This is a genomic window from Sorangium sp. So ce834 (assembly GCF_051521425.1).
Lineage (GTDB): Bacteria > Myxococcota_A > Polyangia > Polyangiales > Polyangiaceae > Sorangium > Sorangium cellulosum_D.
Genome location: NZ_CP150351.1, coordinates 8,938,072 through 8,962,438 on the forward strand (window position 1 = coordinate 8,938,072; position 24,367 = coordinate 8,962,438).

Below are 24,367 nucleotides of genomic sequence, written 5' to 3' on the forward strand. Positions count from 1 at the left end.
TTTCGATTTACGCGGCTCGCCTGACTGGAGCATCATGATGCGGCGACACTCCGTCATCGATTTGGGCAGAGTGTCCGCGGTCGTTTAGGGCGGTGAGGGGCGCACTCCGCAGCTGAGGCATTCAGGCATCAGCAGCGGCGGAGCGCGGCTGGACCCAGGGGCTGCTCGTGCCCGGTACCGTGATGTGCGCGATACCGGGCAAACGGGCCCGATGAGGCGGTGTGCCCTGATTTCAGCGCGAGCGCAGCACGAGAGCCGGTGGCTCGTGCGTCGGCGCGCCGAAAGACGTGCAGGAGCCTGCATCGACATCGCCTCTGCAAACGGCGTATTCACACTGGCATCGATCTTGAATTGTCAAGTGCGTGACCTGAGACTTCTCCAGCCAGCGCAGGCTCGGCATCGCGCGGCACCCATCCGCCCGAACAGACACAGAGGACAACCATGCGCCATCACAAGAGATATCTTCTCGGCTACCTAGCGATCCCGGCGTTCTCCACCCTGCTGGTCGCGAGCTGCACCAGCGCCGGCCCCTCCGCGTCCGACGGCGATCACGACGACGAGGCCGTGGGCGAAGCCCATGACGCGCTCACCCCCGAGCAGTGCAACTACTTCGACGTCAACGGTACGGTCCAGCTCTGCCACAAGACCGGCTCCGCGACGAAGCCGTACACGATCATTCGCGTCAACGAGCAGGCGTGCATCAACGCGCACAGCGCCCACGCCCAGGACTACGTCACCAGCCTCGACCCGAGCTCGCCGCTCTACGACCCGACCTGCGGCGGCCAGGGCTGTCTGGCTGTGAGCGCGCCGTGCGACCCCACGGTGCCGTGTTGCGACGGCCTCACCTGCCAGAGCGGCACGTGCACCGATGTGAACGAGTGCGCCCTGGGCACCGACAACTGCGACGCGAACGCCACGTGCACCAACACCACGGGCTCCTTCACCTGCGCCTGCAGCGCGGGCTACTCCGGCGACGGCGTCACGTGTACGGACATCGACGAGTGCGCCGCCGGTACGGACAACTGCGACGCGAACGCCACGTGCGCCAACACGCCGGGCTCCTTCACCTGCGCCTGCAATGAAGGGTACGCAGGCGACGGCGTGACGTGCGCCGAGGTCGACGTCGACGAGTGCGCCCTGGGCACGGACAACTGCGACGCGAACGCGACGTGCATCAACACCACGGGCTCCTTCACCTGCGCTTGCAACGAGGGATACGCCGGCGACGGCGTGACGTGCGTCCTGCCCGGCTGCGGCAACGGCTTCGTCGAGGCGCCAGCGGAGGCCTGCGACGACGGAAACCAGACCGCCGGCGACGGCTGCCGCGCAGACTGCAAGGGCCTGGAGGTCTGTGGGGACGGTCTGACCGATTACCTCACGGAGGAGTGCGACGACGGGGATGACAGCGACCCTGCCGACGGCTGCCACGCGTGCCAGTTGCCCACCATCACCAGCGTGCCCGCCCAGAAGATCAACGGCACCCTCTCGTGCCCGGCCGGCGGAAACCCCAACACGGGGCGCAAGGTCTCCAGCGATGCGCTCGGCAAGTTCTACGTCGTGATGATCTGCGGGGGCGAGGCCTTCACGGCCGCGAGCCAGGACTTCGGCCAGACCTGGAGCACCCCGATCTCGACCGGCCTCACCGACGTGGCCGAGGCGGCGATCGAAGGCGGCGCCGGCAACACCGCGTTCGTCGCGGCGACCCGCGCCCCTGGCAAGCTCAGCTTCACGCGCTCGACGGACGGCGGCGCGAGCTGGGAGACCGTCCAGGAGCTCGTGGAGCCCATCCTCGACGCCGAGGTGAGCATCGACTCGCTCGGCCAGGACGTCTACATCTCGGTCGTCCCGGCCGGCGGGCAGCTCCAGATCGTGCGCAACGACCAGGGCGGCGACGCCGGCGCGTGGGCTTCCACGACCATCGCGCAGTCGAACGCCTTCCACGAGATCATCGTCGACAAGATCAGCGGCAACGTGATCTCGTCGTCGGACGACCCTGCCTTCCGCGTCCGCCAGAGCACGGACGGCGGTGTCACCTTCGGCACCGAGGCGAACCCCCCCGGGCAAGCGTTCTTCTCGGACTGGGCCGGCTCGAACGGGCTCCTCTACACGACCGGCACCTTCGGCGGCACCGACATCGACATCATCCCGCTCTCCGCGCCCGGGACGTCGACCCAGGTGAACGGGCTCCCCGCCAACCCTCCTGGGCCCCTCCGCGCGATCGACGCCGACCCGGTCGGCAATGCGTACGTCGTCTCCCAGCTCACCGACGGGAGCATCCAGCTCGACCGCATGGTGTACCAGTCGGGCGTCATCTCGGCCGCGGATGCCCGGCTGATCGCGGCGAGCGGCGCGGCGCCGGGCGTCGCGGGGCTGCCCAACAGTCAGGGCGCGCTCGTCGTGTTCCGCAGTGGGAGCGACATCTACGCCGCGGTCGAGACCTACTGACGAGACCGGTCGTACGGGTACGTAGTGGTCCCGGAAGCGCGGAGACCCCTCGAGCCGCCCCACAATGACCTCCTCCAGCAGATCCCGCTCCTTGTACGCGCTCGCGGGACACGCCTGGTGTTCCGTCTCGACATCACCTCCGCAAACGGCATATTCGCGCCGGCGTCGATCTTGAACTCTTGAAGTACATAACCTGAGGTTTCTCCAGCCAGCGCAGGCTCGCGCATAGCGCGGCACCCCCGCTTCAACATCAACAGAGGACAAACCATGCGTCACCTCAAAGGCTCTCTTCTCGGCTATCTGGCGATCCCGGCTTTCTCCACCCTGCTGCTCGCGAGCTGCACCAGCGCCGGCCCATCCGCGGTCGACGATGATCACGAGGACGAGGCCGTGGACGAAGGCCATCATGCGCTCACTCCCGAGCAGTGCAACTACTTCGACGTCAACGGAACGGTCCAGATCTGTCACAAGACCGGCTCCGCGACGAAGCCGTACACGATCATTCGCGTCAGCGATCAGGCGTGCATCAACGCGCACAGCTCCCACGCCCAGGACTACGTCACCAGCCTCGATCCGAGCTCGTCGCTCTACGACCCGACCTGCGGCGGCCAGGGCTGTCTCGCCGTGAACGCGCCGTGCGACCCCACGGTGCCGTGCTGCGACGGCCTCGCCTGTCAGAGCGGCACGTGCACCGATATCAACGAGTGCGCCCTGGGCACCGACAACTGCGACGCGAACGCGGCGTGCACCAACACGGCCGGCTCCTTCACCTGCGCCTGCAACGCGGGCTACTCCGGCGACGGCGTCACCTGCACGGACGTCGACGAGTGCGCCGCCGGCACCGACAACTGCGACGCGAACGCCGCGTGCACCAACACGGCCGGCTCCTTCACCTGCGCCTGCAACGCGGGCTACTCCGGCGACGGCGTCACCTGCACGGACGTCGACGAGTGCGCCGCCGGCACGGCCAACTGCGACGCGAACGCGACGTGCACCAACACGGCGGGCTCCTTCACCTGCGCCTGCAACGCGGGTTACTCCGGCGACGGCGCCACGTGCACGGAAATCGACGAGTGCGCGCCCAACCCGTGCCAGAACGGCGGGACCTGCACCGACGGTCTCAACAGCTACACCTGCGCGTGCGCGCCGACCTACGAGGGGACCCACTGCGAGGCGTGCGAAGGCAGCCTCGCGGACTGCAACGGGCTCACGTCCGACGGCTGCGAGGTGAACCTCCAGAGCGACGCCTCCCACTGCAACGCCTGCAACAGCGCGTGCGCGTCGGGTCAAATCTGCTCGAACGGTGGCTGCCAGACCCCGCCCTCCGGCCAGGTGCCCGGCACGCCGATCAGTACCTCCGTTCCCCACAACCCGCTGGCTCCGGCGGTCGCCGATGTGAATGGCGACGGTAAGCTCGACGTCCTGGTGGCCAACGCCGAATCGGGGTCGTTGCTGTTCCCCTCCGGGTCGCTCTCCGTCTTCCACGGCAACGGCGACGCGACCGTCCAGCCGGAGCTCTACACCACGGGCGCCCCGCTCTCCAGCAACGCGGTCGTGGCGGTGGACGTGGACGGCGACGGGTGGCTCGACGCCGTCACCGTCGACGGCCAGACCAACCTGCCCCTCATCAACGGGAGCATCAGCGTCTACCGAAACCTGGGCCCGAGCGCGCCCGGGACCTTCGACACGCCGACGAGCTTCACCACCGGCACCCCGGGCTCCGTCCACCTCTGCACCGGGGACTTCGATAACGACGGGGTGGCCGACATCGCCACCACCAGCGTGACCCTGAGTCGTGTGAGCGTGATCCTGGGCACCGGCGGGGGCAGCTTCGGCGCGCCCACGCTCATCTCCATCTCGGGCACCGGGGGCGTGCAGTCGAGCATCGCCTGCCGCGATCTGAACGGCGACGGGTTCTCCGATCTCGTGGTGACGAGCCCCAGCGCCGCGCGTCTCTCGATCCTCATCAACCAGGGCAACGGCTCGTTCGCCGCGCCGGTCGCCTACACCAACTCTGCCAGCGGCCAGACGGCGGGCATCGCCTTTGGCGACGCCGACGGCGACGGCAAGCTCGACATCCTCTCGAACGGCGCGGCCGGCCGGTTCCTCTTCTTCTTCAAGGGGAACGGCAACGGCACGGTCGCGAGCGGCGTCTCATCCACCGCCTCGCCCACCGCGATCGCCAACTCGGCGCTGGGGGTCGTGGCCAGCGATTTCAACGGCGATGGCAAGCTCGACGCCTACATCCTGGTCACCACCTCCTCGGGCGGCGTCCGCCCGATGACCGGCAACGGCAACGGGACCTTCGTCGCGGGCCCCGTCGTTCCGACCGGCACCTCGCCCGGCCCCAACGCCATCGCCGCCGCGGACCTGGACGGCGATGGGTACGACGATCTCGTCCTGACCAACCGGGGATCCGGCACGCTCACCGTGATCCCCAACGGACTCTGACCCGCCTCTTCGCCCTTACGCTGCCTAGATTCTCACAGGAGGGATGACCGATGCTCCGCAACGCGAAGCTCAACACGCTGCGAATCGCCCAGCTCACCGTCGCCGCCATCATGGCCGCCGCAGCCCCGGTGTGCTTCACCCTCGCTGCGCCCGCGCGCGCAGCGGTCGTCGACGTTCAATGCGCGGGATCCTTCGACCGGTCCTTCAGCCCGGCCGTCACCGTCACCCCGCAGAACGTCACGGTGACCGAAGCCTTCGACTACGACACCTGCGCGATCGGCCCCAGCGCCACCGGCGCCGCCTCCATCGAGGTATCCCTCGGCTGCGTGCCCGTCACCGCGGGACCGCCGGAGACCGAGACGGTCACCTGGAGCGATGCCACCGGCGGCACCAGCACCATCACCTGGTCAGCCCCGACCGTCGTCGGCCAAACCGCCATCTTTACCGGGACCGTCACCGCCGGGCGCTACGCCGGAGACGCTGCCACCAAGGTCACATCCGGGGTCAGCTATCTCGGCAGCGTCGTGGGATGCCTGCTCGGCACTCCCGTCAGCAACACCACAGGCCTGGTCGACAGCATCGTGCTCACCCAGTGACGGCACGGGGGCACGAGATCCAACCACTTCGGAGACGTCACGCACCAGCTGCGGACACCGGCCGGCGCGCGAAGGCAAGCCTATGACGGCCTCCGCGCGGCGGGTCTCCAGGAAGTGATCCCCTCCCTTTCTCCCCCCACCTCGCAGACATCCTACGACGTGCCTGCGGGAGGGGGGAGACCGTGAGTCGCTCCGTCGAGCTTCGGGGAGCGCTGCGTGCCAGTCCGGCCGGTCTCGTCAGTAGACTCCCCGGACGGTACGCAGCGTGAGGGCGAAACGGCGGGTCAGAGCCCGTTGGGGATCACGGTGAGGGTGCCGGATCCCCTGTTGGTCAGGACGAGATCGTCGTACCCATCGCCATCCAGGTCCGCGGCGGCGATGGCGTTGGGGCCGGGCGAGGTGCCGGTCGGGACGACGGGGCCCGAGGTGAAGCCTCCGCCGCCGTCGCCGGTCATCGGACGGACGCCGCCCGAGGAGGTGGTGACCAGGATGTACGCGTCGAGCTTGCCGTCGCCGTTGAAATCGCCGGCCACGACCCCCAGCGCCGAATTGGCGATCGCGCTGGCCCCGGTGGCGGACCGAACGCCGCTCGCGACCGTGCCGTCGCCGTTCCCTTTGAAGAAGTAGAGGTACGCGCCGGCCGCGCCGTTCGAGAGGATGTCGAGCGTGCCGTCGCCGTCGGCGTCGCCGAAGGCGATGCCCGCCGTCTGGCCGTTGGCAGAATTGGTGTAGGCGACCGGCGCAGCGAACGAGCCGTTGCCCTGGTTGATGAGGATCGAGAGACGCGCGGCGCTGGGGCTCGTCACCACGAGATCGGAGAAGCCGTCGCCGTTCAGATCACGGCAGGCGATGCTCGACTGCACGCCGCCGGTGGCCGCGATGGCGATGAGCGTGGGCGCGCCGAAGCTGCCCCCGCCGGTGCCCAGGATCACGCTCACCTGACTCTGGGTCACGCTGGTGGTGGCGATGTCGGCCACCCCGTCATGATCGAAGTCCCCGGCGCAGAGGTGGACGGAGCCCGGCGTTCCGGTGGTGAAGCTCGTCGGCGTGTCGAAGGTTCCGGGCGCGCTCGGGCCCAGGTTCCGGTAGACGCTGATGCTCCCGTTGCTGGTGGGCAGGTTGGTCTGGCCGTCGACGGTGACGGCGTCGAGCCACCCGTCGCCGTCCACGTCCACCGCCACGACCGCGTTGCTGGAGAGCAGGGCGCCCGCGGTGTAGAGCTCCGGCTGGAAGGTCGCGTCGCCGTTGCCGTGGAACACGGAGAGCGACCCGGAGGGGGTCATCGACGATCCGGATTCGCCGTTGGCCACCAGGATGTCGAGCGCACCGTCGCCGTTCACATCGGCGACCGCGGGAGCCAGCGGGTTGTGGGGAGCGGAGGTGCTGATCGGCGTGCCGGGGACCTGGCCGGAGGGCGGGGTCTGGCAGCCGCCGTTCGAGCAGATTTCTCCCGCCGCGCACGCGAGGTTGCAGGCATTGCAGTGGGAGGCGTCGCTCTGGAGGTTCACCTCGCAGCCGTCGGACGTGAGCCCGTTGCAGTCCGCGAGGCTGCCTTCGCACGCCTCGCAGCGGGTCCCCTCGTAGGTGGGCAAGCACTCGCAGGTGTACCTGTCGATGCCGTCGACGCAGGTCCCGCCGTTCTGGCACGGGCTTTCGGCGCACTCGTCGATGTCGGTCTCGCAGCTCGCGCCGGAGAAGCCGGGCAGGCACGCGCAGGTATAGCTGTTGATGCCATCGGTGCAGGTCCCGCCGTTCTGGCACGGGCTTTCGGCGCACTCGTCGATGTTGGTGCAGGTCACGCCGTCGCCGGAGTACCCTGCGTTGCAAGCGCAGGTGAAGGAGCCCGACGTATTGATGCACGCCGCGTTCGCGTCGCAGTTGTCGGTGCCCAGGGCGCACTCGTCGACATTGGTGCACGTCACGCCGTCGCCCTCGTACCCGGCGTTGCAAGCGCAGGTGAAGGAGCCCGTCGTGTTGGTGCACGCCGCGTTCGCGTCGCAGTTGTCGGTGCCCAGGGCGCACTCGTTCACATCGGTGCATGTGCCGCTCTGGCAGGTGAGGCCGTCGCAGCACGGCACCGTGGGGTCGCACGGCGCGTTCACGGCCATACAGCCCTGGCCGCCGCAGGTCGGTTCGCAGCTCGGGTCGTTGTCATCGTCGTCGGCCACGGAGGGGCCGGCGCTGGTGCAGCTCGCGAACAGCAGGGTGGAGAATGCCGGGATCGCCAGACAGCGAAAAAGAGAGCTCTTGCGATAGCTCATGGGTTGTCCTCTGTTTTTTGTTGAAGCGGCGGGGGGGGTGCCGCGCGATGTTAGCCTGCGCTGGCTGAAGAAATCTCAGGTCGGCGGACGCAACCAACCAAGACCGATACCCGTGTGAAGACGTCCTTTGCGGAGGTGATGTCGAGGCAGGCCCCTGCGCGTCTTTCGCCTTTCGCGCGCGCCGCCGCACGAGCCACCGGATCCCGCGAAAAGGGCGAAAAGGCGGGTCAGAGTCCGTTCGGGATCACGGTGAGGGTGCCGGAGCCGCGGTTGGTCAGGACGAGATCGTCGTACCCGTCGCCATCCAGGTCCGCGGCGGCGATGGCGTTGGGGCCAGGCGAGGCGCCGGTCGGGACGACGGGGCCCGACGTGAAGCCTCCGCCGCCGTTGCCGGTCATCGGGCGGACGCCGCCCGAGGAGGTGGTGACCAGGATGTAGGCGTCGAGCTTACCGTCGCCGTTGAAATCGCTGGCCACGACCCCCAGCGCCGAGTTGGCGATCGCGGTGGGCGAGGCGGTGGATGAAACGCCGCTCGCGACCGTGCCGTTGCCGTTCCCCTTGAAGAAGAAGAGGAACCGGCCGGCCGCGCCGTTCGAGAGGATGTCGAGCTTGCCGTCGCCGTCGGCGTCGCCGAAGGCGATGCCCGCCGTCTGGCCGCTGGCGGCGTTGGCGTAGGCGACCGGCGCGGCGAACGAGCCGTTGCCCTGGCTGATGAGGATCGAGAGGCGTGCGGTGCCGGGGCTCGTCACCACGAGATCGGAGAAGCCGTCGCCGTTCAGATCACGGCAGGCGATGCTCGACTGCACGCCGCCGGTGCCCGAGATGGAGATGAGCGCGGGCGCGCCGAAGCCGCCCCCGCCGGTGCCCATGATCACGCTCACCTGACTCTGGGTCACGCTGGTGGTGGCGATGTCGGCCACCCCGTCGTGATCGAAGTCCCCGGTGCAGAGGTGGACGGAGCCCGGGGTTCCGGTGGTGAAGGTCGTCGGCATGCCGAACGTTCCGGGCGCGCTCGGGCCCAGGTTTCGGTAGACGCTGATGCTCCCGTTGGTGGTGGGGAGGTTGGTCTGGCCGTCCACGGTGACGGCGTCGAGCCACCCGTCGCCGTCCACGTCCACCGCCACGACTGCATTGCTGGAGAGCGGGGCGCCCGTGTAGTAGAGCTCGGGCTGGACGGTCGCGTCGCCGTTGCCGTGGAACACGGAGAGCGACCCGGAGGGGGTCTGCGGCGATCCGGATTCGGCGTTGGCCACCAGGATGTCGAGCGCACCGTCGCCGTTCACATCGGCGATCGCTGGAGCCAGCGGGCTGTGGGTCTCGGGCACGCTGATCGGCGTGCCGGGGACCTGGCCGGGGGGCGCGGCCTGGCAGCCGCCGTTCGAGCAGATTTCACCCGCCGCACACGCGCTGTCGCAGGCGCTGCAGTGGGAGGCGTCGCTCTGGAGGTTCACCTCGCAGCCGTCGGACGTGAGCCCGTTGCAGTCCGCGAGGCTGCCTCCGCACGCCTCGCAGCGGGTCCCCTCGTAGGTGGGCAAGCACTCGCAGGTGTAGCTGTCGATGCCGTCGACGCAGGTCCCGCCGTTCTGGCACGGGCTTTCGGCGCACTCGTCGATGTCGGTCTCGCAGTTGGCGCCGGTGAAGCCGGGCGAGCACGCGCAGGTATAGCTGTCGATGCCATCGACGCAGGTCCCGCCGTTCTGGCACGGGCTTCCGGCGCACTCGTCGATGTCGGTGCAGGTCACGCCGTCGCCCTCGTACCCCGCATTGCAAGCGCAGGTGAAGGAGGTCGGCGTATCGGTGCATGTAGCGTTCGCGTCGCAGTTGTCGGTGCCCAGGGCGCACTCGTTGTTCTCGGTGCATGTGCCGTGATGACAGGTGAGGCCGTCGCAGCACGGCACCGTGGCGTCGCAGGGCGCGCCCTTGGGGAGGCAGCCGTCGCCGTGGCAGGTGGGGTTGCCCAGGGAGATGTAGTCGCCGAGATGCAGCAAGTGCGCGGGGAGGCACAACAGGTTGATCTTGAGGATCGTGTAGGGGTACGTCGTGGAGCCGTTCCTGTGGCACATCAGGATCGTGCCGTGGACGTCGAAGTCGTTGCAATGGTCGGGGGTGAGCGCGCCATGGGCTTCGCCCACGGCCTCGTCGTCGTCGCCGTCGGCCGCGGAGGGGTCGGCGCTGGTGCAGCTCGCGAACAGCAGGGTGGAGAAAGCCGGGATCGCCAGATAGCCGAGAAGAGAGCCCTTGCGATAGCGCATCGTTGGTCCTCTGTTTTCGTCGGAGCGGGGGGGTGCCGCGCGATCTCGGGCCTGCGCTGGCTGAGGAAATGTCAGGTCGTGCACATCTGCCAATTCAAGTTCGAGGCCAGCGCGAAGACGTCCCTTGCGGGGGTGATGTCGAGGCAGGCCCCTGCGCTGTCTCTCGGCGCGCCGCCGCGCGGGCCACCGGCGCCCGCGCCGAGCTCGCGCCGAAATCCGGGCACACCGCCGCATCGGGCCCGCTGGCCCGGCACCGCGCACACCACGGCACCGGGCACGAGCTGCCCCCCGGGCCAGTCGCGCTCCGCGGCTACGGCTGCTGCTGCCTGAACGCCTCAGCTGCAGAGTGCGCGCCTCATCGTGCCGAACGACCGCGCACACTCCGCCACCGATGGTGGGTTTTCAGCTCACGCAGGGCGCTCCAACCAGGCGAGCCGCGCCTCGCCCGGTCGGCGCCTGGTCCGGATCGCTGGCGATGTCGCTCCAGCGCGCTCACTTCTGTCGCGCGCGGAGCGGAGCGCGGGCGCTCCTCCGCAGACGTTCCGGCGCGTGCGCGTCGGCCCGCGAGCGCGCTACCCCCGGAGCTCCCGTGCCCCCTTCAGCGCACAGGCGAGCCCGTCCTTCAGCGTCGCTTTCGTCACCACGCCGCGGAAGCGGGCGGACGCCCCATCAGCGTCCACCACTGGCGGATCGTGGCGACGGCGAACGGCGGCGTGTCGTGATTCGAGCTCGGATCCGAGGTTCACGCGGGGGAATCGTCTCCGTTCCGGTGCTGCTGGAGGAACGTGAGGAACTGCTCGGCGCGCTCGATGAGATCGTCGTACGTCAGGACGGCGAGGCCGGCCAGGAAGCCGTTCTCGAGGCGCAGGCGCTCGCGCTCGGCGTCGCTCTGGTAGCGCCCGATCACGACGAAGCCGCGGGGGCGCTGGAGGTGTACCGTGATGCCCCGGCGCCCATCGTAGCCGAGAGGCCCGCGGGGCTCCTTCTCGGCCGCATCGTAGTAGGACATGAGCTGGCCCAAGGCGCGGGCGCACTCCAGGCTGTGGTGGAGCCATCCGTTGTAGTCCTTGAACACGGGGTCGCTCGGGCGCTTGAGCTCCCAGAGGTCGGGGAAGCCGTCCCAGCGGATCGCGAGGAGATCGATCTCCCCGCCGCGCGTGATCGGGTACGGCGAGCGCACGTCCTGGTACTCGGGCCCGAGGATCGCACCCCAGTGCTGGTGGATGAACTTGCGATAGACGTCTTCGGGCTCGTTCCGGTCGACGAGGGCGCGGAACTCGCGGACGGTGCGGCTCATCTTGAAGGCCGGGCTGGCGAGGGCGACGTTCACGGCCTTCGGCAGGGCGCGGCGGAGATCGTCGTCCTTGAAGACAAACGGAGCGCCGTGCGTCCGCCGCATCGCGCGGCGGATGAGCTCGGGCTGATTGTGGGCCGTCACGATGCACACGGGGCGAAACGGGTCAGCGGCGAGGAGCGCGTCGAGCACGCGGAAGCCGTGCTCGACGTCCTCGTCGGAGAGGCCCGGGGCAGAGGGGATCTGCAGGTCGAGCAGGACCACGTCGGGGCCGAAGGTGGCGGCCTTGTGCAGGGCCTCTGCGGCATCGAGGGCGTGCTCGACCGCGAATCCGTTGGGCTGGAGCACGCGCAGGAAATCGCCGGCCGTGGCCTTGTTGTCCTCGACCAGGAGCACCTTCGGGGCGTTCTTTTCGTTCATGATGCATCCCTCCACGTGACAAACCGCGCGAAGAAGCAGGTCCCCTCGCGATCGGGGTCGAGCCCCACCTGGGCGCCGAGCCGCGCCGCATAGCGCCTCGCGATGGCGAGCCCTAGCCCCGTACCGAGCGGCTGGTCGCCACCCTTCTTGGTCGTCACGTAGGGCTCGAAGATGCGCTCCCGATCCTCCGCGCGAATCCCGGGGCCGTTGTCGACGATGTCGAGCCGGACGGTATCGCCTTCGACGATCGCGCGGATCCATACGCGGGGCGTGGGGGTGGAAGCGACCGCGTGAAACGCGTTCTCCATCAGACAGTGGAGGATCTCGCGCAGCCCCACGCGGTTGGCCCGCACGAGCAGCGAGACGGAGACGTCGATCTCGCAGACGACGCCAGGGTGCTTCTGCCGGAGCGGCGCCGCGGCGGCGAGCACGAGCTCGTGGAGCGCGAGGGCCTCCGGGGGGTCGTTCGGAACTTGCTGCCATCGCCCGGTCTGTTCGGCGAGCGCCGATTGAAACGCGAGCTCTTCGTCGATGCGAGAGAACTCGTACTCGAACCGCGCCGCGTCTGCAGCGCCGAGGTGCTCCCGGACGTTTTGCATGTTCATCAAGATCGCGCCCACGGAGCGCTTGAGCTGATGAGCGAGCGTCAGCTGGAGCCGGCGCTCCACTTCGGCTTCGATCTGGGCGCGCACCTCGGCGCCTCGCCCCTCCGCGAACCGGGCCGACGCCTCCGGGGAGAGGATCGACAGGAACAGAAACACGTACTCCCTGGGAAACTGGTGACGGCTCAGAGAGCCGAAGCTGCCGGCGACGACCTCGCGCGCGATCCTGCGTGCGATGAGGTAGTCGCGGATCAGCACATTCATCCGTACGCGGCCCTCGCTGTCCCTCTTGTACCACGTGAGGACTTGATCTTGCAGAGCGCCCCATGTTCGCTCCGAGGAGAGCTGGCGCCCGGGTTCACCGGAGATCCACCCGAGGGAGAACTGGGTCAGCGCCGCGTCTTCCAGCGGCATGAGCTGTGCCAGGGAAGCCGTTTCATCCGAGAAGGCATCACGCAAGATCTTGACGATGTAGTCGTTGACCACATACGCGATCCACTGCGCAGGGCCGCTCGAAGGGACATCCCGGCAAGCGAGCATGGCGTCCAGCATTCGCGGCACGTTCGCAGGCGCATCGGTCAGACCTTTGAACTCCGGCTCATGCTCGCGAGCAGAGAGAAAACGAGCGACCAATGCCGGCGAAGCCAGCCGATCGCAGAACCAGCGCTCGACATCGCTCGATCGCGCGCATAACTTCACACATTTCCCCGGCAGATAGCCCCGGGCGCGCTTCTCGTAATCCACAATCTCCGAGCGTTCTAGACAGACCAACGACGGTCGGCGCTCACCTCGCAATTTCTCGATATTCCTGTGCACGCGAATGGCGAATCCGTGCTCGTAAGCCAGCCGCGCTGCTCCGATCGGCGAGGCCCAGGCGAGCAGCACCGTGTCGTCCGGCTCGCGCAAGAACCGGGCACCGATTTCATGAATGGCCTGTCCGACGACCGCAAAGCAGTCGGCCAGGTCGTCTGAGATGATGATGGCGGCGGATGTCGGCCCGCCGCTCGCCCACTCCTTGATCCAGGCCACGGCGTCGGGATACTCCATCTCACGGTCATCGATGCGCCGCGGCAAGTACTTCCCTGGCTCGCCCTTCGCCTCAGATGCCTTCATGCGCTCGCGTATGCCGTCCGCGATCCCTGATACCTCCAGGACCAGTCTACGGTATGAGATCGCGGCGCAGACATCTGTCCTCAGGTCCGCTGCGTACCCCGGCGGCGGGCTCCCCTCCATCACGACCCCGAGCGCACGATCTGCCGCCGTCACTCGACGCTTCTGGTCAAGCGCCGCCAGTGCGGCATCGAAGCCGTCGGGGCAGCGCGTCCACACGCGGAAGTACGTCCTCGGCCGCACCAGCCCCTGCCGAGGCGTCGCGAACCAATCCACGCTCCCCGGCTCGAGGCCGACCGCCTGCGACACCTCGTAATCCGCCGCCTCGAACAGACGGGCGACCGCGTTCTCGCCCGCCACCATCGGCGTGTGCTCGTCGTCGTTCATGGGCTGCGCATCCTCCATGGCACGCACGCGCTCGGGCGCGCAACGTCCCCTGCGTGCCGAGCCCGGCCAAGCGAAGCGCAGGAGTGCTCCTCGCCCCTCCGCGAGCGCGCCCCCCGCCGCCTCAGATCACCCGGTCCAGAAGCGGCTCCCCCCGCTCGAACCGCCGCAGGTTCGCCAGGAAATGCTCGACCTGCGCCACCGGCTCCTCGCGCCGCCCGCCGGCGGTGTGCGGCGTGATGAAGCAGCCCGGGGCGCGCCAGAGCGGGTGATCCGGCGGCAGCGGCTCGGGATCCGTCACGTCGAGGTACGCGCCCGCGAGGCGGCGCGCCTCGAGCGCCTCGAGCAGCGCCGCCTGGTCGACCGTGGCGCCCCGGCCGACGTTGAAGAACCACGCGTCCGGGCGCATCCGCGCGAGCAGCGCGGCCGAGACCAGCCGCCGCGTGCCCTCCGCCTCCGGCAGGCTCGAGACCACGTGGTCCGCCCACGCGAAGGCGTCGCCGAGCTCCTCCCTCGCGACGGCGCGGCCAGGCTCGTCGCCGTGGGGATGGGCGCGCAGGACGCGGAGCTCCACCTCGAACGGGGCGAGCAACGCGGCGAGGCGGCGGCCGATCGCGCCGAAGCCGAGGAGCAGCACCCGCCGGCCCCGGAGCAGCGCGCTCCTCGACCGCACGGCCGCGTCGGGCCAGCCGCGCGGGCCGCGCTGGTTCTCGAGGCACTCGGGCAGCCGCCGCGAGGCGGCCAGCATGGAGGCGAGCGCGTGCTCCGCGCACGGGTCGGCGTAGACGCCGCTGCTCGTCGTGAGGACCGCGCCGCGGGCCGCGAGCGCGGCGCGCACCGCCGCCACGTCGTAACGCGCATAGCCGGCCGTGCTGAGGTGCACCCACCGGAGGCGCGGGGCCGCGCACACGTCGTCCGGGTGCGGCTGGCCAAAGACCACGTCGGCGCCCTGCACCACCGGATCGCGCCCGACCACGGCGAGGTTCTCCGCCGAGCGCGCGCCGGCCAGCACGAGCTCGTGCGGCGCGACGCCCTCGACGAGCCGCCGCGCCGCCTCCTCGGGGAAGACCATGGTGCAAGCGATGACCCTCCGATCCATGGCCGCCCCGCTCACCCGTGCACCGCCCGGCCGAACTCGCGCATCCACGCGTCCTCGTCCGCGGTGAGCGGGCCCTTCGCGAGCGCGTCGAGGTTCTCCTCCACCTCGGCGCGGCTCCTCGGGCCGGTCAGCGCGACGTCCACGTGCGGGCTGGAGAGCTGGAATCGATAGCAGTCGCCCGCCGTCATCGCCGGACCCGACCAGCCCTTCGGCCTCTTCAAGAGGCGCCGCCACGCCGTCGCCGTGTAGGCGAGGACGCTCGGCCGCGCGTCGCGCACGTGCGGGAAGATGTCCCGCTCCGCCCCGGGATGCGCGGCGTTGTAGCGGATCATCAAGAGATCGAGCGGCGACGACGCCGCTAAGCTCCCCGCCCGCGGGCGGTCGTGGATGCTCACCCCGAGCGCGCCCACCTTGCCGCTCTCGCGCAGGTGCACGAGCTCGCGCTCGGTCGCGCCCGTCCACGCGGAGCCGACGCCGAGCCAGCTGAGCAGGTACACGTCGAGGTGATCGGTCCCGAGCTCGCGCAGGAGCTTCTCGGCCCCGCGGCGCACGCCCCAGCCGAACCAGCCGACCTGCGCGTAGCCGACCACCGCCACCTTGTCGCGCCGCCGCTTCAGCGCCTCGCGCAGCGGGTTGCCGAGCCCGCGCGCGCGCATCGTCCAGAGGAAGAGGTTGACGCCGCGATCCATCGCCGCGCGCACGCCATCCTCGTCGATGCCGTAGTTCGCCGCGAGGCCGAGCCGGAAGAGGCGCTTGCCGCGGAACGCGGTCGGCGCGCGGTGGAGCCAGTCGTCCATGCGCCGGCAGCTTACACCACCTCAGTCGATGTCGTCGTACTCCCGGTATCGGAGGCCCGGAATGCGCGGCGTGCGGACGTCGAAGCCAAAGCTGCGATCGACCGCCTCGAAGAGCTCGATCTTGTGCGCGAGCCCCTCGGGCTCCCCGCAGCCGGAGGCGCGGTGGCGCTCCCGCCAGCGGGCCTCGGAGCGGACGAGCGGGTAGCCGCGCGTCGCCAGGGCGACGGCGAACGTCCCCGGGCCGAGACACCCCACGTCGGAGCCGTCGGCGCGATAGGCCTCCATCCGGGGCGACTCCACCCATCCGAGCCGATCGCCCTCGCGCGTGGCGCGGATGAGGTGCTCCGTCCGGCCGTCGACCACGACCCCGAACGCGGCCTCGCGCTCGCCGATCGCGATGTCGTGCGCGGGCAGCCCGGCGCGAACGACGAACGTGAGCGCGTCCGACCAGCCGGCGACCCACATGCGCAGGCCGAGATAGAAGCGCACGGCGGGCTGCCACGACCACGGGGTCTGCAGCCGCAGGCCGGGCACGCCGTGGGCCCGCGCGACGCCGTCCGCGCCGCGCAGCAGGGCGCCCGCGACGCCGCGGCCGCGGTGGGCGGGCAGCACGTAGAGGCTCGAGACCTCGAGCAGCGGCTCGCCGCGGGCGCCCGTCGACAGCGCGACGGTGCCGACCCGGCGGCCGCCCCGCGCGAGCCAGTACGGGACCGCGTAGCGCGCGCCCGCGTGCGGCGTGCCGAGCTGCGCGCCGTCGCGCGCCGCCCTCGGCTCCCACACGGCGCGCAGCTCGGCGCCGCGCGCCGCCGGATCGACGCGCGCGAAGAAGCGGTTCTCGACGAGCGACGCGAGCTCGCAATCCATCCACGCGCGCGTCTCGGCGTCCTCCAGGGCGAGCGGCGCGATCGCTCCGCCCGCGACGAGCGCCGCGTGGATCGCGCGCATCCGCCCGTCGACGTCGCCGTCCTGAGGAGCGCCCACCGCGCGACGCTACCACGCCGCGCGGCCCTCCCGGAGCGGCGCTCCGAGACCGACAGCGCGGCACACCACCGCCCCGGCGCGCCGCCGCGCCGCCGCGCCGCCGCGCCGCCGCGCCGCCGCGCCGTCCGCGCCGTCCGCGAAGCGCAGGAATCCCGCGCCGCCGCGCGGACTGAGCCGCTGCCGACGCGGGCCGACGCGCCACACATTCGCCGCCCACGACGGCCTCGACCTGTGCGAGACTCCCCGCGACCGATGGGCCAGGACACCTCTTCCCGGTGCGCCGGCTGCAGCTCTCCGCTCCCGGAGAACGCCCGCTTCTGCCCCTCGTGCGGCCACCCCGTCGCCGCCCTCGACCCCGGCTTCGCCGCGACGGCGTTCCCCGCCACGCAGCTCGGCGCCGGAGGGCTCTCGCCCCCCTCGCTGCCACTGCCGCCGGTGCGGCTCCTGCCCGGGACGGAGATCAGCGTCTACCGCATCGAGTCGACGCTCGGCGAGGGCGGCATGGGCGTCGTCTACCGGGCCCACGACCGGGCGCGCGAGCGCGTCGTGGCGGTCAAATGCCTGCACTCGAACCTCTCCGGCAACCCGGAGATCCGGCGGCGCTTCGCCCGGGAAGCGCGGGTGCTCCGCGCCTGGAACCACGACAACGTCGTGGCCGTCTACGACTTCGTGGAGCGCGAGCACCTGCTCGCGATCGTGATGGAGTACGTCGAGGGGTCGACCCTGGTGCGGCACCTCGAGCGGTGGCGCGGGCGCATCCCGTTCCAGGAGATCCGCGCGCTGTTCGGCGGGGTCCTCGACGCGATGGACGAGGGGCACCGGATGGGCATCATCCACCGCGACCTCAAGCCCGACAACATCCTGGTCACGGCCGGCAAAGACGGCCTGATGCCCAAGATCGTCGACTTCGGCATCGCCAAGATCCTCGAGGGGACGACGTACACGCTGAGCGGCGCGTTCCTCGGGACCTGCTGTTACATGTCGCCCGAGCAGGTGAAGAGCCCCCACGCCGCGGACCCGCGCTCGGACATCTACTCTCTCGGCGTGACGCTCTACAAGCTGTCGACGGGGCAGGTGCCGTTCGACAGCCCCAACCACTTCGCCGTGATGATGGCCCACGTGGCCGATCCGCCGGCGCCCCCGTCGTCGCTCCGGCCCGACATCCCGCCGGCGCTCGACCGGCTCATCCTCGACGCGCTCGCGAAGGATCCGGCCGGGCGGCCGGCGTCGTGCGCGGAGTTCCGGGCGCGGCTCGACGAGGCGCTCGCGGAGTTCTCGCCCGCCCCGTCGCGGCCGTCGTCCGACGGGCGCGAGCTCGCGCCGACGGTCCGCGAGAAGACCGGCGAGCAGATGATCCTCGTCCCCGGCGGGCCGTTCCTGAGCGGGCAGCAGCGCAGGAAGGTCCATGTCGACGCGTTCTACATGGATCGCACGCCGGTCACGAACCGGCAGTTCAAGGCGTTCGTCGACGTGACCGGGTATCGCCCCGACGACGCCGACGCGAGCCGGTTCCTCTCCCATTTCCGGCGCGGCGAGATCCCGCCGGGGCTCGAGGAGCACCCCGTGGTGTACGTGTCGTGGGACGACGCGCGGGCTTACGCCAACTGGGCCGGCAAGCGCCTGCCGACCGAGGCGGAGTGGGAGAAGGCCGCGCGCGGCACCGACGGCCGCAAGTACCCGTGGGGGCGCGCCGAGCCGGGGCCGTCGCGCGCGAACTACGACAACCGCGAGGGCGGGACGGTGCCCGTCGGCGCGCTGCCGGCGGGCGCCTCGCCCTACGGCATCCTCGACCTCGCCGGTAACGTGTGGGAGTGGTGCGAGGATTACGACGACGCGCACTTCTACGCGGACGGCCCCTCGCACAACCCGCGCAACACGCGGCCTCCGGACAAGCCGCTGCTCGTGATGCGCGGCGGCTCGTGGATGTACGGCGCGCAGTCGCTCCGCACCTGGGCGCGCACGAGCTTCGAGGCGCATTACCGCTTCGCCGGCGGCGGCTTCCGCTGCGTGCGCACGGCCTCGTCGAGCTGACCGGCGGGCGCGGCGCCTCCGCGCTGGGCGGCGGCTCTCCGCGCGGCGCGGAGGCTCACGAGCGCCGGCGCGGCGGCTCTCCGCGGCCGCGAGGCGCTCACGAGCGCCTGGCCAACCGGCGGCGGCGCGGATAGAACGGCGGGCGCAGATGAAGAACGCGATGGCGAGCGGCGGGGTCCGCGTGCGGCTGACCGGCATCCGGCGCGTCTTCCCAGTGCTCGACGACGCCGGCCGCGCGCTCCGGGGCAGCGGCTCCAACGTGGTCGCGCTCGACGGCCTCGACCTCGACATCGCGCCGGGCGCCTTCGTCGCGCTGCTCGGGCCCTCGGGGTGCGGCAAATCCACCTTGCTGCGCCTCGTCGCCGGGCTGGACCGCGCCGACGCCGGCACGGCCGTCGTGGAGGCCGAGGAGGGGCCGGGCGGCGCGGGCGGCGCGGGCGGCGCGGGCGGCGCGCGCGCGCCCATCGCGTACGTCTTTCAGGACGCGCACCTTTTGCCCTGGCGGAGCGTCCTCGAGAACGCCGCCCTGCCGCTCGAGCTCGCCGGCGCGCCGCCCGAGGAGCGCCGCGCCGCCGCGCGGGCCGCGCTGCTCCAGGTCGGCCTCGCCGACGCGGGCGCGCGGTACCCGGCCGAGCTCTCCGGCGGCATGCGCATGCGCGTGTCGCTGGCCCGCGCGATGGTCACGCGGCCCCGGCTGCTGCTGCTCGACGAGCCGTTCGCCGCGCTCGACGAGCTCACCCGGAGCCGGCTCGACGATCAGCTCCGCGCGCTGTGGGCCGAGCTCGGCATGACGGTGCTCTTCGTGACCCACTCGATCACCGAGGCCGCTTACCTCGCCGAGCGCGCCGTCGTGCTGTCCCCGCGCCCGGCGCGCATCGTCGCCGACCGCACGCTGGCGCTGCCGGCGGAGCGGACCGCCGCGCTGCGCACCGAGCCGGCGTTCGCGCGCGAGGTGCGCGCGCTGCAGGAGGCGCTCGAGAGCGGCGGGGCGTGAGGGGCGGAGCGGGGGGCGAGCGCAGCCCTTCATTCTCGTTTGCGTAAAACGCCATCCGTCAGGCGTCCTCGTTCTCTTGAATCGATCTCTCGATTTCCTCGGGATGCGCGTCGGCGTAAGACCAGGCATTCACCAGATCCGCGGCGCGGAGGGTCGGGAAGTTGTCGAGGATGCGGGCCTCGCTCCAGCCGAGGCGGCGGTAGCGTTCGAGCGTCCACACGGGGATGCGGGTGCGCACGATGCAGGCGTCTCCACCGCAGACGCCCGGCCTCTTCTCGACGCCCGCGAACGCGCGCGTGATGGCGGGGAAGAGCGCGCGTGCGAGCTGCGCCTTCTCGGCGTCGCTGAGCCGCGCGAGCTCGTGCTCGAGATCCTCGCGGGTCACCGTCATGCGCGGAGCGTAGGAGGAACCCCTTCGCGAAGGAAGCCCGGCGCGAAGCCGCGCCTCGCGCACCTTACCGCCCGGCCTCGAGCGGCGACGGACGGAGTTCCCGGCAGAGCCGGTCCTCTCCCCGCGGCCGTCCCGCACGGCCCCCGCGGTGCGGGACGCCTGGCCCCGCGCTACACTCCCGCCGGTTGACCATGGCCAACGCGATCCGCATTCACACCCAGGTCACCTCGGATACGCTCCACATCCCGGAGCTCTCGGCCCTCGTGGGCAAGAACGTCGAGGTGATCATCCTTGAGGAGGAGCCGGCCCCGCGCAGGGGCACGCCGCCGGCGCGCAAGCTCGGAGCGCTCCGAGGCCTGTTCGACGTCCCGGAAGACTTCGACGCGCCCTTGCCGGAGGACATGCTGCGCGCCTTCGAGGGAGATGGCGAGCGTTGAAGAGACCCGTTCGATCGCATCCTCGTGGCACAGGCGCTCTGCGAGGGCGCAGCGCTCGTCACGGTGGACGAGCTGCTCACCCGGTACAGCGCCACGTTGCTGTGGGCCGGGTCGTGATGGAGCAGCACCGCTGTTGCTGCCCGATCGACCCGCCGGGGCTGCGCCCCCGCTGAGCCCGTCCTCTCCCCGCGGCCGTCCCGCACGGCCCCCGCGGCGCCCTCCCCTGCGCACCGGACCTCCGCCGCGGGCGACGCCCACCGTGGGCAGAGCTCCCACTCGGCGCACGAAGCCGCGCGCGAACGCGCTTCCATGGCGACAGCGCGCCCGTACAATCGCCTCATGCCCACGTGCCCCCGGCGGATAATTCCCCTCGCGCTTCCTTGGTTCCTGTTCGCAGCAGCGGCCTGCAGCAACCCCGAGATCGTGAACCACCCCGGCGAGGGCGGCGGGGGCGGCGGCGGGGGCGCCAGCACGAGCGAAGGCACCGGGTTCGTCGGGACCACCACCGGCAGCGGCGGCGCGGGCGGCGTCGAGAGCGGCTGTGAAGACGTGAGGTGCCGGCCCGATCAGCACTGCGAGGTCGAGGACGGACAAGGCACCTGCGTCAACAACACCTGCGAAGACCTCAGCTGCGACCCGACCGAGCGATGCCAGATGACCCCGGAAGGGGGCGCCACCTGCGTCGATATCAGCTGCCAGAGCGACCTCCAGTGCCCCTTCAACCAGTACTGTAACGGCACGATCTGCGTCGACGACGCCTGCACCGCCGGCGAACGGACGTGCGACGGCGAGAGCCTCCTCGTCTGCGTCTCGAACGGCAGCACCACGCGCGAGCTCTTCACGTGCGGCGGAGAGGCCTACTTCGAGAGCACGTGCACCGACAGCGGCGCAGGGAACGCGAGCTGCCCGTGCGAGGACGACTGGGACTGCCCCACCTTCGCCTCCTGCGAGGTCGGCTCCTGCACCGGCACCGGCGCCGCGCCCACGTGCCTCCTCGACCCGGTGCCGTTCGAGCGCGTCCTGCCGCAGATCGAGATCCAGTGGGGAGGGGTGAACCGCGCCAACGCGAGCGCCGTCGGCAGCCCGTTCCCCAACTCGGCGCAGAACGTCATGACGCCGCTCGTCGCCAACCTCGACGACGACAACGGCGACGGGCTCATCAACGAGCTCGATTTCCCCGAGATCATCTTCACCACGTTCTGCGGCTCGACGTACCAAAATAGCGGGGTCCTCCGCGCGATCCACGGCGGCGGCCCCAACAAGGGGCGCGACTACTTCGCGGTGCTCGGCGCGCAGGTGTGGCACGAAGGCGACGCCATCAATGCCGCCTACACCTGCAGCAACGCGACGCTGCTGCCGACCGCCCAGCTCGCCGTCGGCGATCTCGACGGCGACGGCGTCCCGGAGATCGTCGCGATCACCGAGTCGCGAGGGCTCCAGATCTTCAGCAACACGGGCGAGACCCGGTACCTCGAGAACGGCCTCTGGGCCGAAGCGGACGGTTACAACGAGCCGGCGCCGGCGATCGCCAACATCGACGGAGCGGGGCTCCCGGAGATCGTGGTCGGCCAGTACGTGTTCACGCTGCGCTACGACGCGATGACGCGCGAGCTCGCGATCCTCGACCGCTTCAAGGGCGGCGTTGGCCTGATGAAAGGAATTCAGGGGGATCCGACGACCACGAACAACCCCAACCGGCTCGGGCCCATCACGTGCATCGCGAACCTCAAGGACGACCACCGGCTGGAGATCGTCGCGGGCAGCACCGCCTACGCGCTGCCCCGCCCGCCGACCGGCGTGAAGAGCAGGGCCGAGTGCGCGCCGTCCTACGACGACCCAGAGGCGACGGCCTTCTGCAAGGGGGAGCTCCTCGTGGTCTGGGACGGGCAGACGGTCAACGGCAGGGGCGACGACGATAACCAGATTCCGGACGCCCACCGCGACGGGTTCTGCGCCGTGGCCGACATCCTCGGGGCCGATCAGAGCGCCGCCCCCGGACCGAACAACCCGCTCGACCAGAAGCCGGAGGTGATCCTGTTCAACAACGGGTACTTCTTCGTGCTCAACGGGCAGGACGGCACCATCAAGCGCCGAACGGTGATGGGCGAGGGCGCCCAGTACGACGGCGGGGCGCCGAACGTGGACGACTTCGACGGCGACGGCTTCCCCGAGGTCGGCACGGCGTTCGGCGGGCGCTACGTGATGCTCGACCTCCAGGAGCCGACCGCGGAGTGCCCGGCGTGGACCAACCCGCTCAACGACAACGGCTCGGGCACAGCCAACCCCGCGCGCTCCCCGAACGGGAAGGCGTGCACCACCGACGAGGACTGCAGCGCCACCGGCGCGGCGACCTGCAACACCCAGCGGGGCACCTGCGTCTGCTACCACAACAGCTGGCAGCGCGTCATCGAGGACAACTCCAGCCGCGCCACCGGGTCGAGCGTGTTCGACTTCAACGGCGACGGCGCCGCCGAGGTCATCTACAACGACGAGTGCTATTTCCGCATCTACGACGGCGTGACCGGGAACGTCCTGTCCAAGGAGCACTCCCCGAGCCGCACCCGGACCGAGTACCCGGTCGTGGCCGACGTCGACAACGACGGCAACGCCGAGATCGTGTTCGCCACCTCGAACGAGTCCAACAACTGCCGCGAGGGCGTCGATTACAACAACGGCCTCGAGGTCTGGGGCGATCCCAACGACCTCTGGGTCTCGGCCCGCCGCATCTGGAACCAGCACAGCTACCACGTGACGAACGTGCTCGAGAGCGGCCGCATCCCCGTGCGGGAGCCCGAGAGCTGGAAGGCGTACAGCGGCCGCGTCTACAACACCTACCGCTCGAACCCGCGGTCGTACGGCATCGCGCCGGACCTCGCGCTCAGCGGCATCCAGATCTCGTCGCCCGACGCGGCCTGCGGCGAGCTCACCGACAACGTCGAGATCACGGTGCGCGTCGACAACCTCGGCGACCTCCGCGTCGGCCCCGGCGTCGTCATCAGCTTCTACGGCGAGTGGGACACCCCGGACGTCGACGAGGCGCTCCTCGACGAGGCCGGCGCGCCGCTGCAGGCGGTCCTCCAGAGCAGCATCGAGCCGCACAGCTCGCTGCTCCTCACGGTGAGCTACAGCGCCGCGAACAACCCGCAGGGGACGCTGCCCGCCCGGCTGCGCGCGGTCGTCGACGAGGGCGCCACCGAGCGCGAGTGCAACGAGGACAACAACGAGGAGATCGCGGTCGTGGACGAGGGCGACGCGCTGCCGGACCTCCAGATCGAGATCGGCCGGGTGACCGACGCGAAGTGCAACGCGCAGCAGGTCGACGTCCCGACGGTCGTCAGGAACGCCGGCTCGGCGCCGGCCAGCGACGTGCGGGTCCGGTACTACGCCGGCGACCCCGGCCAGGGCGGGTCGGTGCTCCACGAGGAGGTCGTCCCGGGGCCGATCGCGCCGGGGCAGAGCGTGAACCTCGTCGCCACCATCGACAAGTTCCCGTGGAACCTGTCGATCCTGATCTACGGCGTGGTCGACCCGGACGGCGCGATCGACGAGTGCAACGACGGGAACAACAAGGACGCCGCCTCGGACAAGGTGGTGTGCGAGCACGTCGATTGACCCGCCGGCGCCCTGCCGCTGGGGCCCGCCGCCAGCGGCAGGGCGCGCGCCGCGCCGCCCCCGCGGCGGCCGGGCGCCCGCCGCGCCCCTGAGGCGCCCGCGGCGGCGCACGAACCGCCCGCTCCCCCGGGGCGCAGTGCTATGCCTGTGGCCCCCGCCGCGCCGCACCCGGCCGCGCGCGGCGCGGCGCGCCGCTCTCCTCGCCGCGCG

Annotated in this window: 15 protein-coding genes; 7 read left to right on the forward strand and 8 right to left on the reverse strand. The window is 70.7% G+C overall.

The annotated features are described in order from the left end of the window. Positions 1 to 441 precede the first annotated feature (441 nt). From WMF20_RS32480 to WMF20_RS32490, 3 genes are all read left to right on the forward strand, one after another. Entirely contained in the window at positions 442 to 2,445 is a 2,004-nt protein-coding gene (locus WMF20_RS32480) for an EGF domain-containing protein (RefSeq protein WP_437605738.1), read from the forward strand. Positions 2,446 to 2,712: 267 nt separating this feature from the next. Further along, a complete protein-coding gene (locus WMF20_RS32485; protein WP_437605739.1) occupies positions 2,713 to 4,896 on the forward strand; it encodes an FG-GAP-like repeat-containing protein in 2,184 nt (727 codons plus the stop codon). A gap of 50 nt (positions 4,897 to 4,946) precedes the next feature. Continuing rightward, positions 4,947 to 5,492, forward strand: a complete 546-nt coding sequence (locus tag WMF20_RS32490; RefSeq protein WP_437605740.1) for a hypothetical protein — start codon at positions 4,947 to 4,949, stop codon at positions 5,490 to 5,492. 284 nt (positions 5,493 to 5,776) lie between these two features. On the opposite strand, the gene WMF20_RS32495 is transcribed toward WMF20_RS32490, so the two are convergent. The 7 genes from WMF20_RS32495 to WMF20_RS32525 form a co-directional block, all read right to left on the reverse strand. Then, positions 5,777 to 7,753 carry an FG-GAP-like repeat-containing protein gene (locus WMF20_RS32495; protein ID WP_437605741.1) on the reverse strand — a complete coding sequence of 659 codons (1,977 nt, stop codon included), beginning with the start codon at positions 7,751 to 7,753 and terminating at the stop codon, positions 5,777 to 5,779. Between the two features lie 227 nt (positions 7,754 to 7,980). Next, a complete protein-coding gene (locus WMF20_RS32500) occupies positions 7,981 to 10,005 on the reverse strand; it encodes an FG-GAP-like repeat-containing protein (protein WP_437605742.1) in 2,025 nt (674 codons plus the stop codon). Between the two features lie 742 nt (positions 10,006 to 10,747). Next, on the reverse strand, positions 10,748 to 11,719 hold the full coding sequence (locus WMF20_RS32505; protein WP_437605743.1) for a Shedu anti-phage system protein SduA domain-containing protein: 972 nt from the start codon (positions 11,717 to 11,719) through the stop codon (positions 10,748 to 10,750). Continuing rightward, positions 11,716 to 13,818 carry a sensor histidine kinase gene (locus WMF20_RS32510; protein ID WP_437605744.1) on the reverse strand — a complete coding sequence of 701 codons (2,103 nt, stop codon included), beginning with the start codon at positions 13,816 to 13,818 and terminating at the stop codon, positions 11,716 to 11,718. The genes WMF20_RS32505 and WMF20_RS32510 overlap by 4 nt, the downstream gene beginning before the upstream one ends. Positions 13,819 to 13,939: 121 nt before the next feature. After that, positions 13,940 to 14,914, reverse strand: a complete 975-nt coding sequence (locus WMF20_RS32515; protein WP_437605745.1) for a D-2-hydroxyacid dehydrogenase — start codon at positions 14,912 to 14,914, stop codon at positions 13,940 to 13,942. Between the two features lie 11 nt (positions 14,915 to 14,925). Next, positions 14,926 to 15,711 carry an aldo/keto reductase gene (locus tag WMF20_RS32520; RefSeq protein ID WP_437605746.1) on the reverse strand — a complete coding sequence of 262 codons (786 nt, stop codon included), beginning with the start codon at positions 15,709 to 15,711 and terminating at the stop codon, positions 14,926 to 14,928. Between the two features lie 21 nt (positions 15,712 to 15,732). Further along, complete coding sequence (locus WMF20_RS32525) at positions 15,733 to 16,692, reverse strand: GNAT family N-acetyltransferase (RefSeq protein ID WP_437605747.1); 960 nt, start codon at positions 16,690 to 16,692, stop codon at positions 15,733 to 15,735. 252 nt (positions 16,693 to 16,944) lie between these two features. Here WMF20_RS32525 and WMF20_RS32530 point away from each other — a divergent pair, with 252 nt between their 5' ends. Then, a complete protein-coding gene (locus tag WMF20_RS32530) occupies positions 16,945 to 18,723 on the forward strand; it encodes an SUMF1/EgtB/PvdO family nonheme iron enzyme (protein WP_437605748.1) in 1,779 nt (592 codons plus the stop codon). Positions 18,724 to 18,871: 148 nt separating this feature from the next. Next, complete coding sequence (locus WMF20_RS32535; protein ID WP_437605749.1) at positions 18,872 to 19,717, forward strand: ABC transporter ATP-binding protein; 846 nt, start codon at positions 18,872 to 18,874, stop codon at positions 19,715 to 19,717. Positions 19,718 to 19,775: 58 nt separating this feature from the next. On the opposite strand, the gene WMF20_RS32540 is transcribed toward WMF20_RS32535, so the two are convergent. Beyond that, positions 19,776 to 20,108 (reverse strand): DUF433 domain-containing protein, encoded by a 333-nt coding sequence (locus tag WMF20_RS32540; RefSeq protein WP_437605750.1) that lies wholly within the window; start codon positions 20,106 to 20,108, stop codon positions 19,776 to 19,778. A 191-nt stretch (positions 20,109 to 20,299) separates the two neighbouring features. On the opposite strand from WMF20_RS32540, the gene WMF20_RS32545 reads away from it, so the two are divergent. Then, positions 20,300 to 20,545, forward strand: coding sequence for a type II toxin-antitoxin system prevent-host-death family antitoxin (locus tag WMF20_RS32545; protein WP_129578006.1), 246 nt, complete (start codon positions 20,300 to 20,302; stop codon positions 20,543 to 20,545). Between the two features lie 339 nt (positions 20,546 to 20,884). Beyond that, positions 20,885 to 24,157, forward strand: coding sequence for an FG-GAP-like repeat-containing protein (locus tag WMF20_RS32550; RefSeq protein WP_437605751.1), 3,273 nt, complete (start codon positions 20,885 to 20,887; stop codon positions 24,155 to 24,157). The last annotated feature ends 210 nt before the right edge of the window (positions 24,158 to 24,367 follow it).

Coding starts and splice junctions, on each gene's coding strand:
- WMF20_RS32480 (WP_437605738.1), top strand. CDS start 442: ATGCGCCATCACAAGAGATATCTTCTCGGCTACCTAGCGATCCCGGCG.
- WMF20_RS32485 (WP_437605739.1), top strand. CDS start 2,713: ATGCGTCACCTCAAAGGCTCTCTTCTCGGCTATCTGGCGATCCCGGCT.
- WMF20_RS32490 (WP_437605740.1), top strand. CDS start 4,947: ATGCTCCGCAACGCGAAGCTCAACACGCTGCGAATCGCCCAGCTCACC.
- WMF20_RS32495 (WP_437605741.1), bottom strand. CDS start 7,753: ATGAGCTATCGCAAGAGCTCTCTTTTTCGCTGTCTGGCGATCCCGGCA.
- WMF20_RS32500 (WP_437605742.1), bottom strand. CDS start 10,005: ATGCGCTATCGCAAGGGCTCTCTTCTCGGCTATCTGGCGATCCCGGCT.
- WMF20_RS32505 (WP_437605743.1), bottom strand. CDS start 11,719: ATGAACGAAAAGAACGCCCCGAAGGTGCTCCTGGTCGAGGACAACAAG.
- WMF20_RS32510 (WP_437605744.1), bottom strand. CDS start 13,818: ATGAACGACGACGAGCACACGCCGATGGTGGCGGGCGAGAACGCGGTC.
- WMF20_RS32515 (WP_437605745.1), bottom strand. CDS start 14,914: ATGGATCGGAGGGTCATCGCTTGCACCATGGTCTTCCCCGAGGAGGCG.
- WMF20_RS32520 (WP_437605746.1), bottom strand. CDS start 15,711: ATGGACGACTGGCTCCACCGCGCGCCGACCGCGTTCCGCGGCAAGCGC.
- WMF20_RS32530 (WP_437605748.1), top strand. CDS start 16,945: ATGGGCCAGGACACCTCTTCCCGGTGCGCCGGCTGCAGCTCTCCGCTC.
- WMF20_RS32535 (WP_437605749.1), top strand. CDS start 18,872: ATGAAGAACGCGATGGCGAGCGGCGGGGTCCGCGTGCGGCTGACCGGC.
- WMF20_RS32540 (WP_437605750.1), bottom strand. CDS start 20,108: ATGACGGTGACCCGCGAGGATCTCGAGCACGAGCTCGCGCGGCTCAGC.
- WMF20_RS32545 (WP_129578006.1), top strand. CDS start 20,300: ATGGCCAACGCGATCCGCATTCACACCCAGGTCACCTCGGATACGCTC.
- WMF20_RS32550 (WP_437605751.1), top strand. CDS start 20,885: ATGCCCACGTGCCCCCGGCGGATAATTCCCCTCGCGCTTCCTTGGTTC.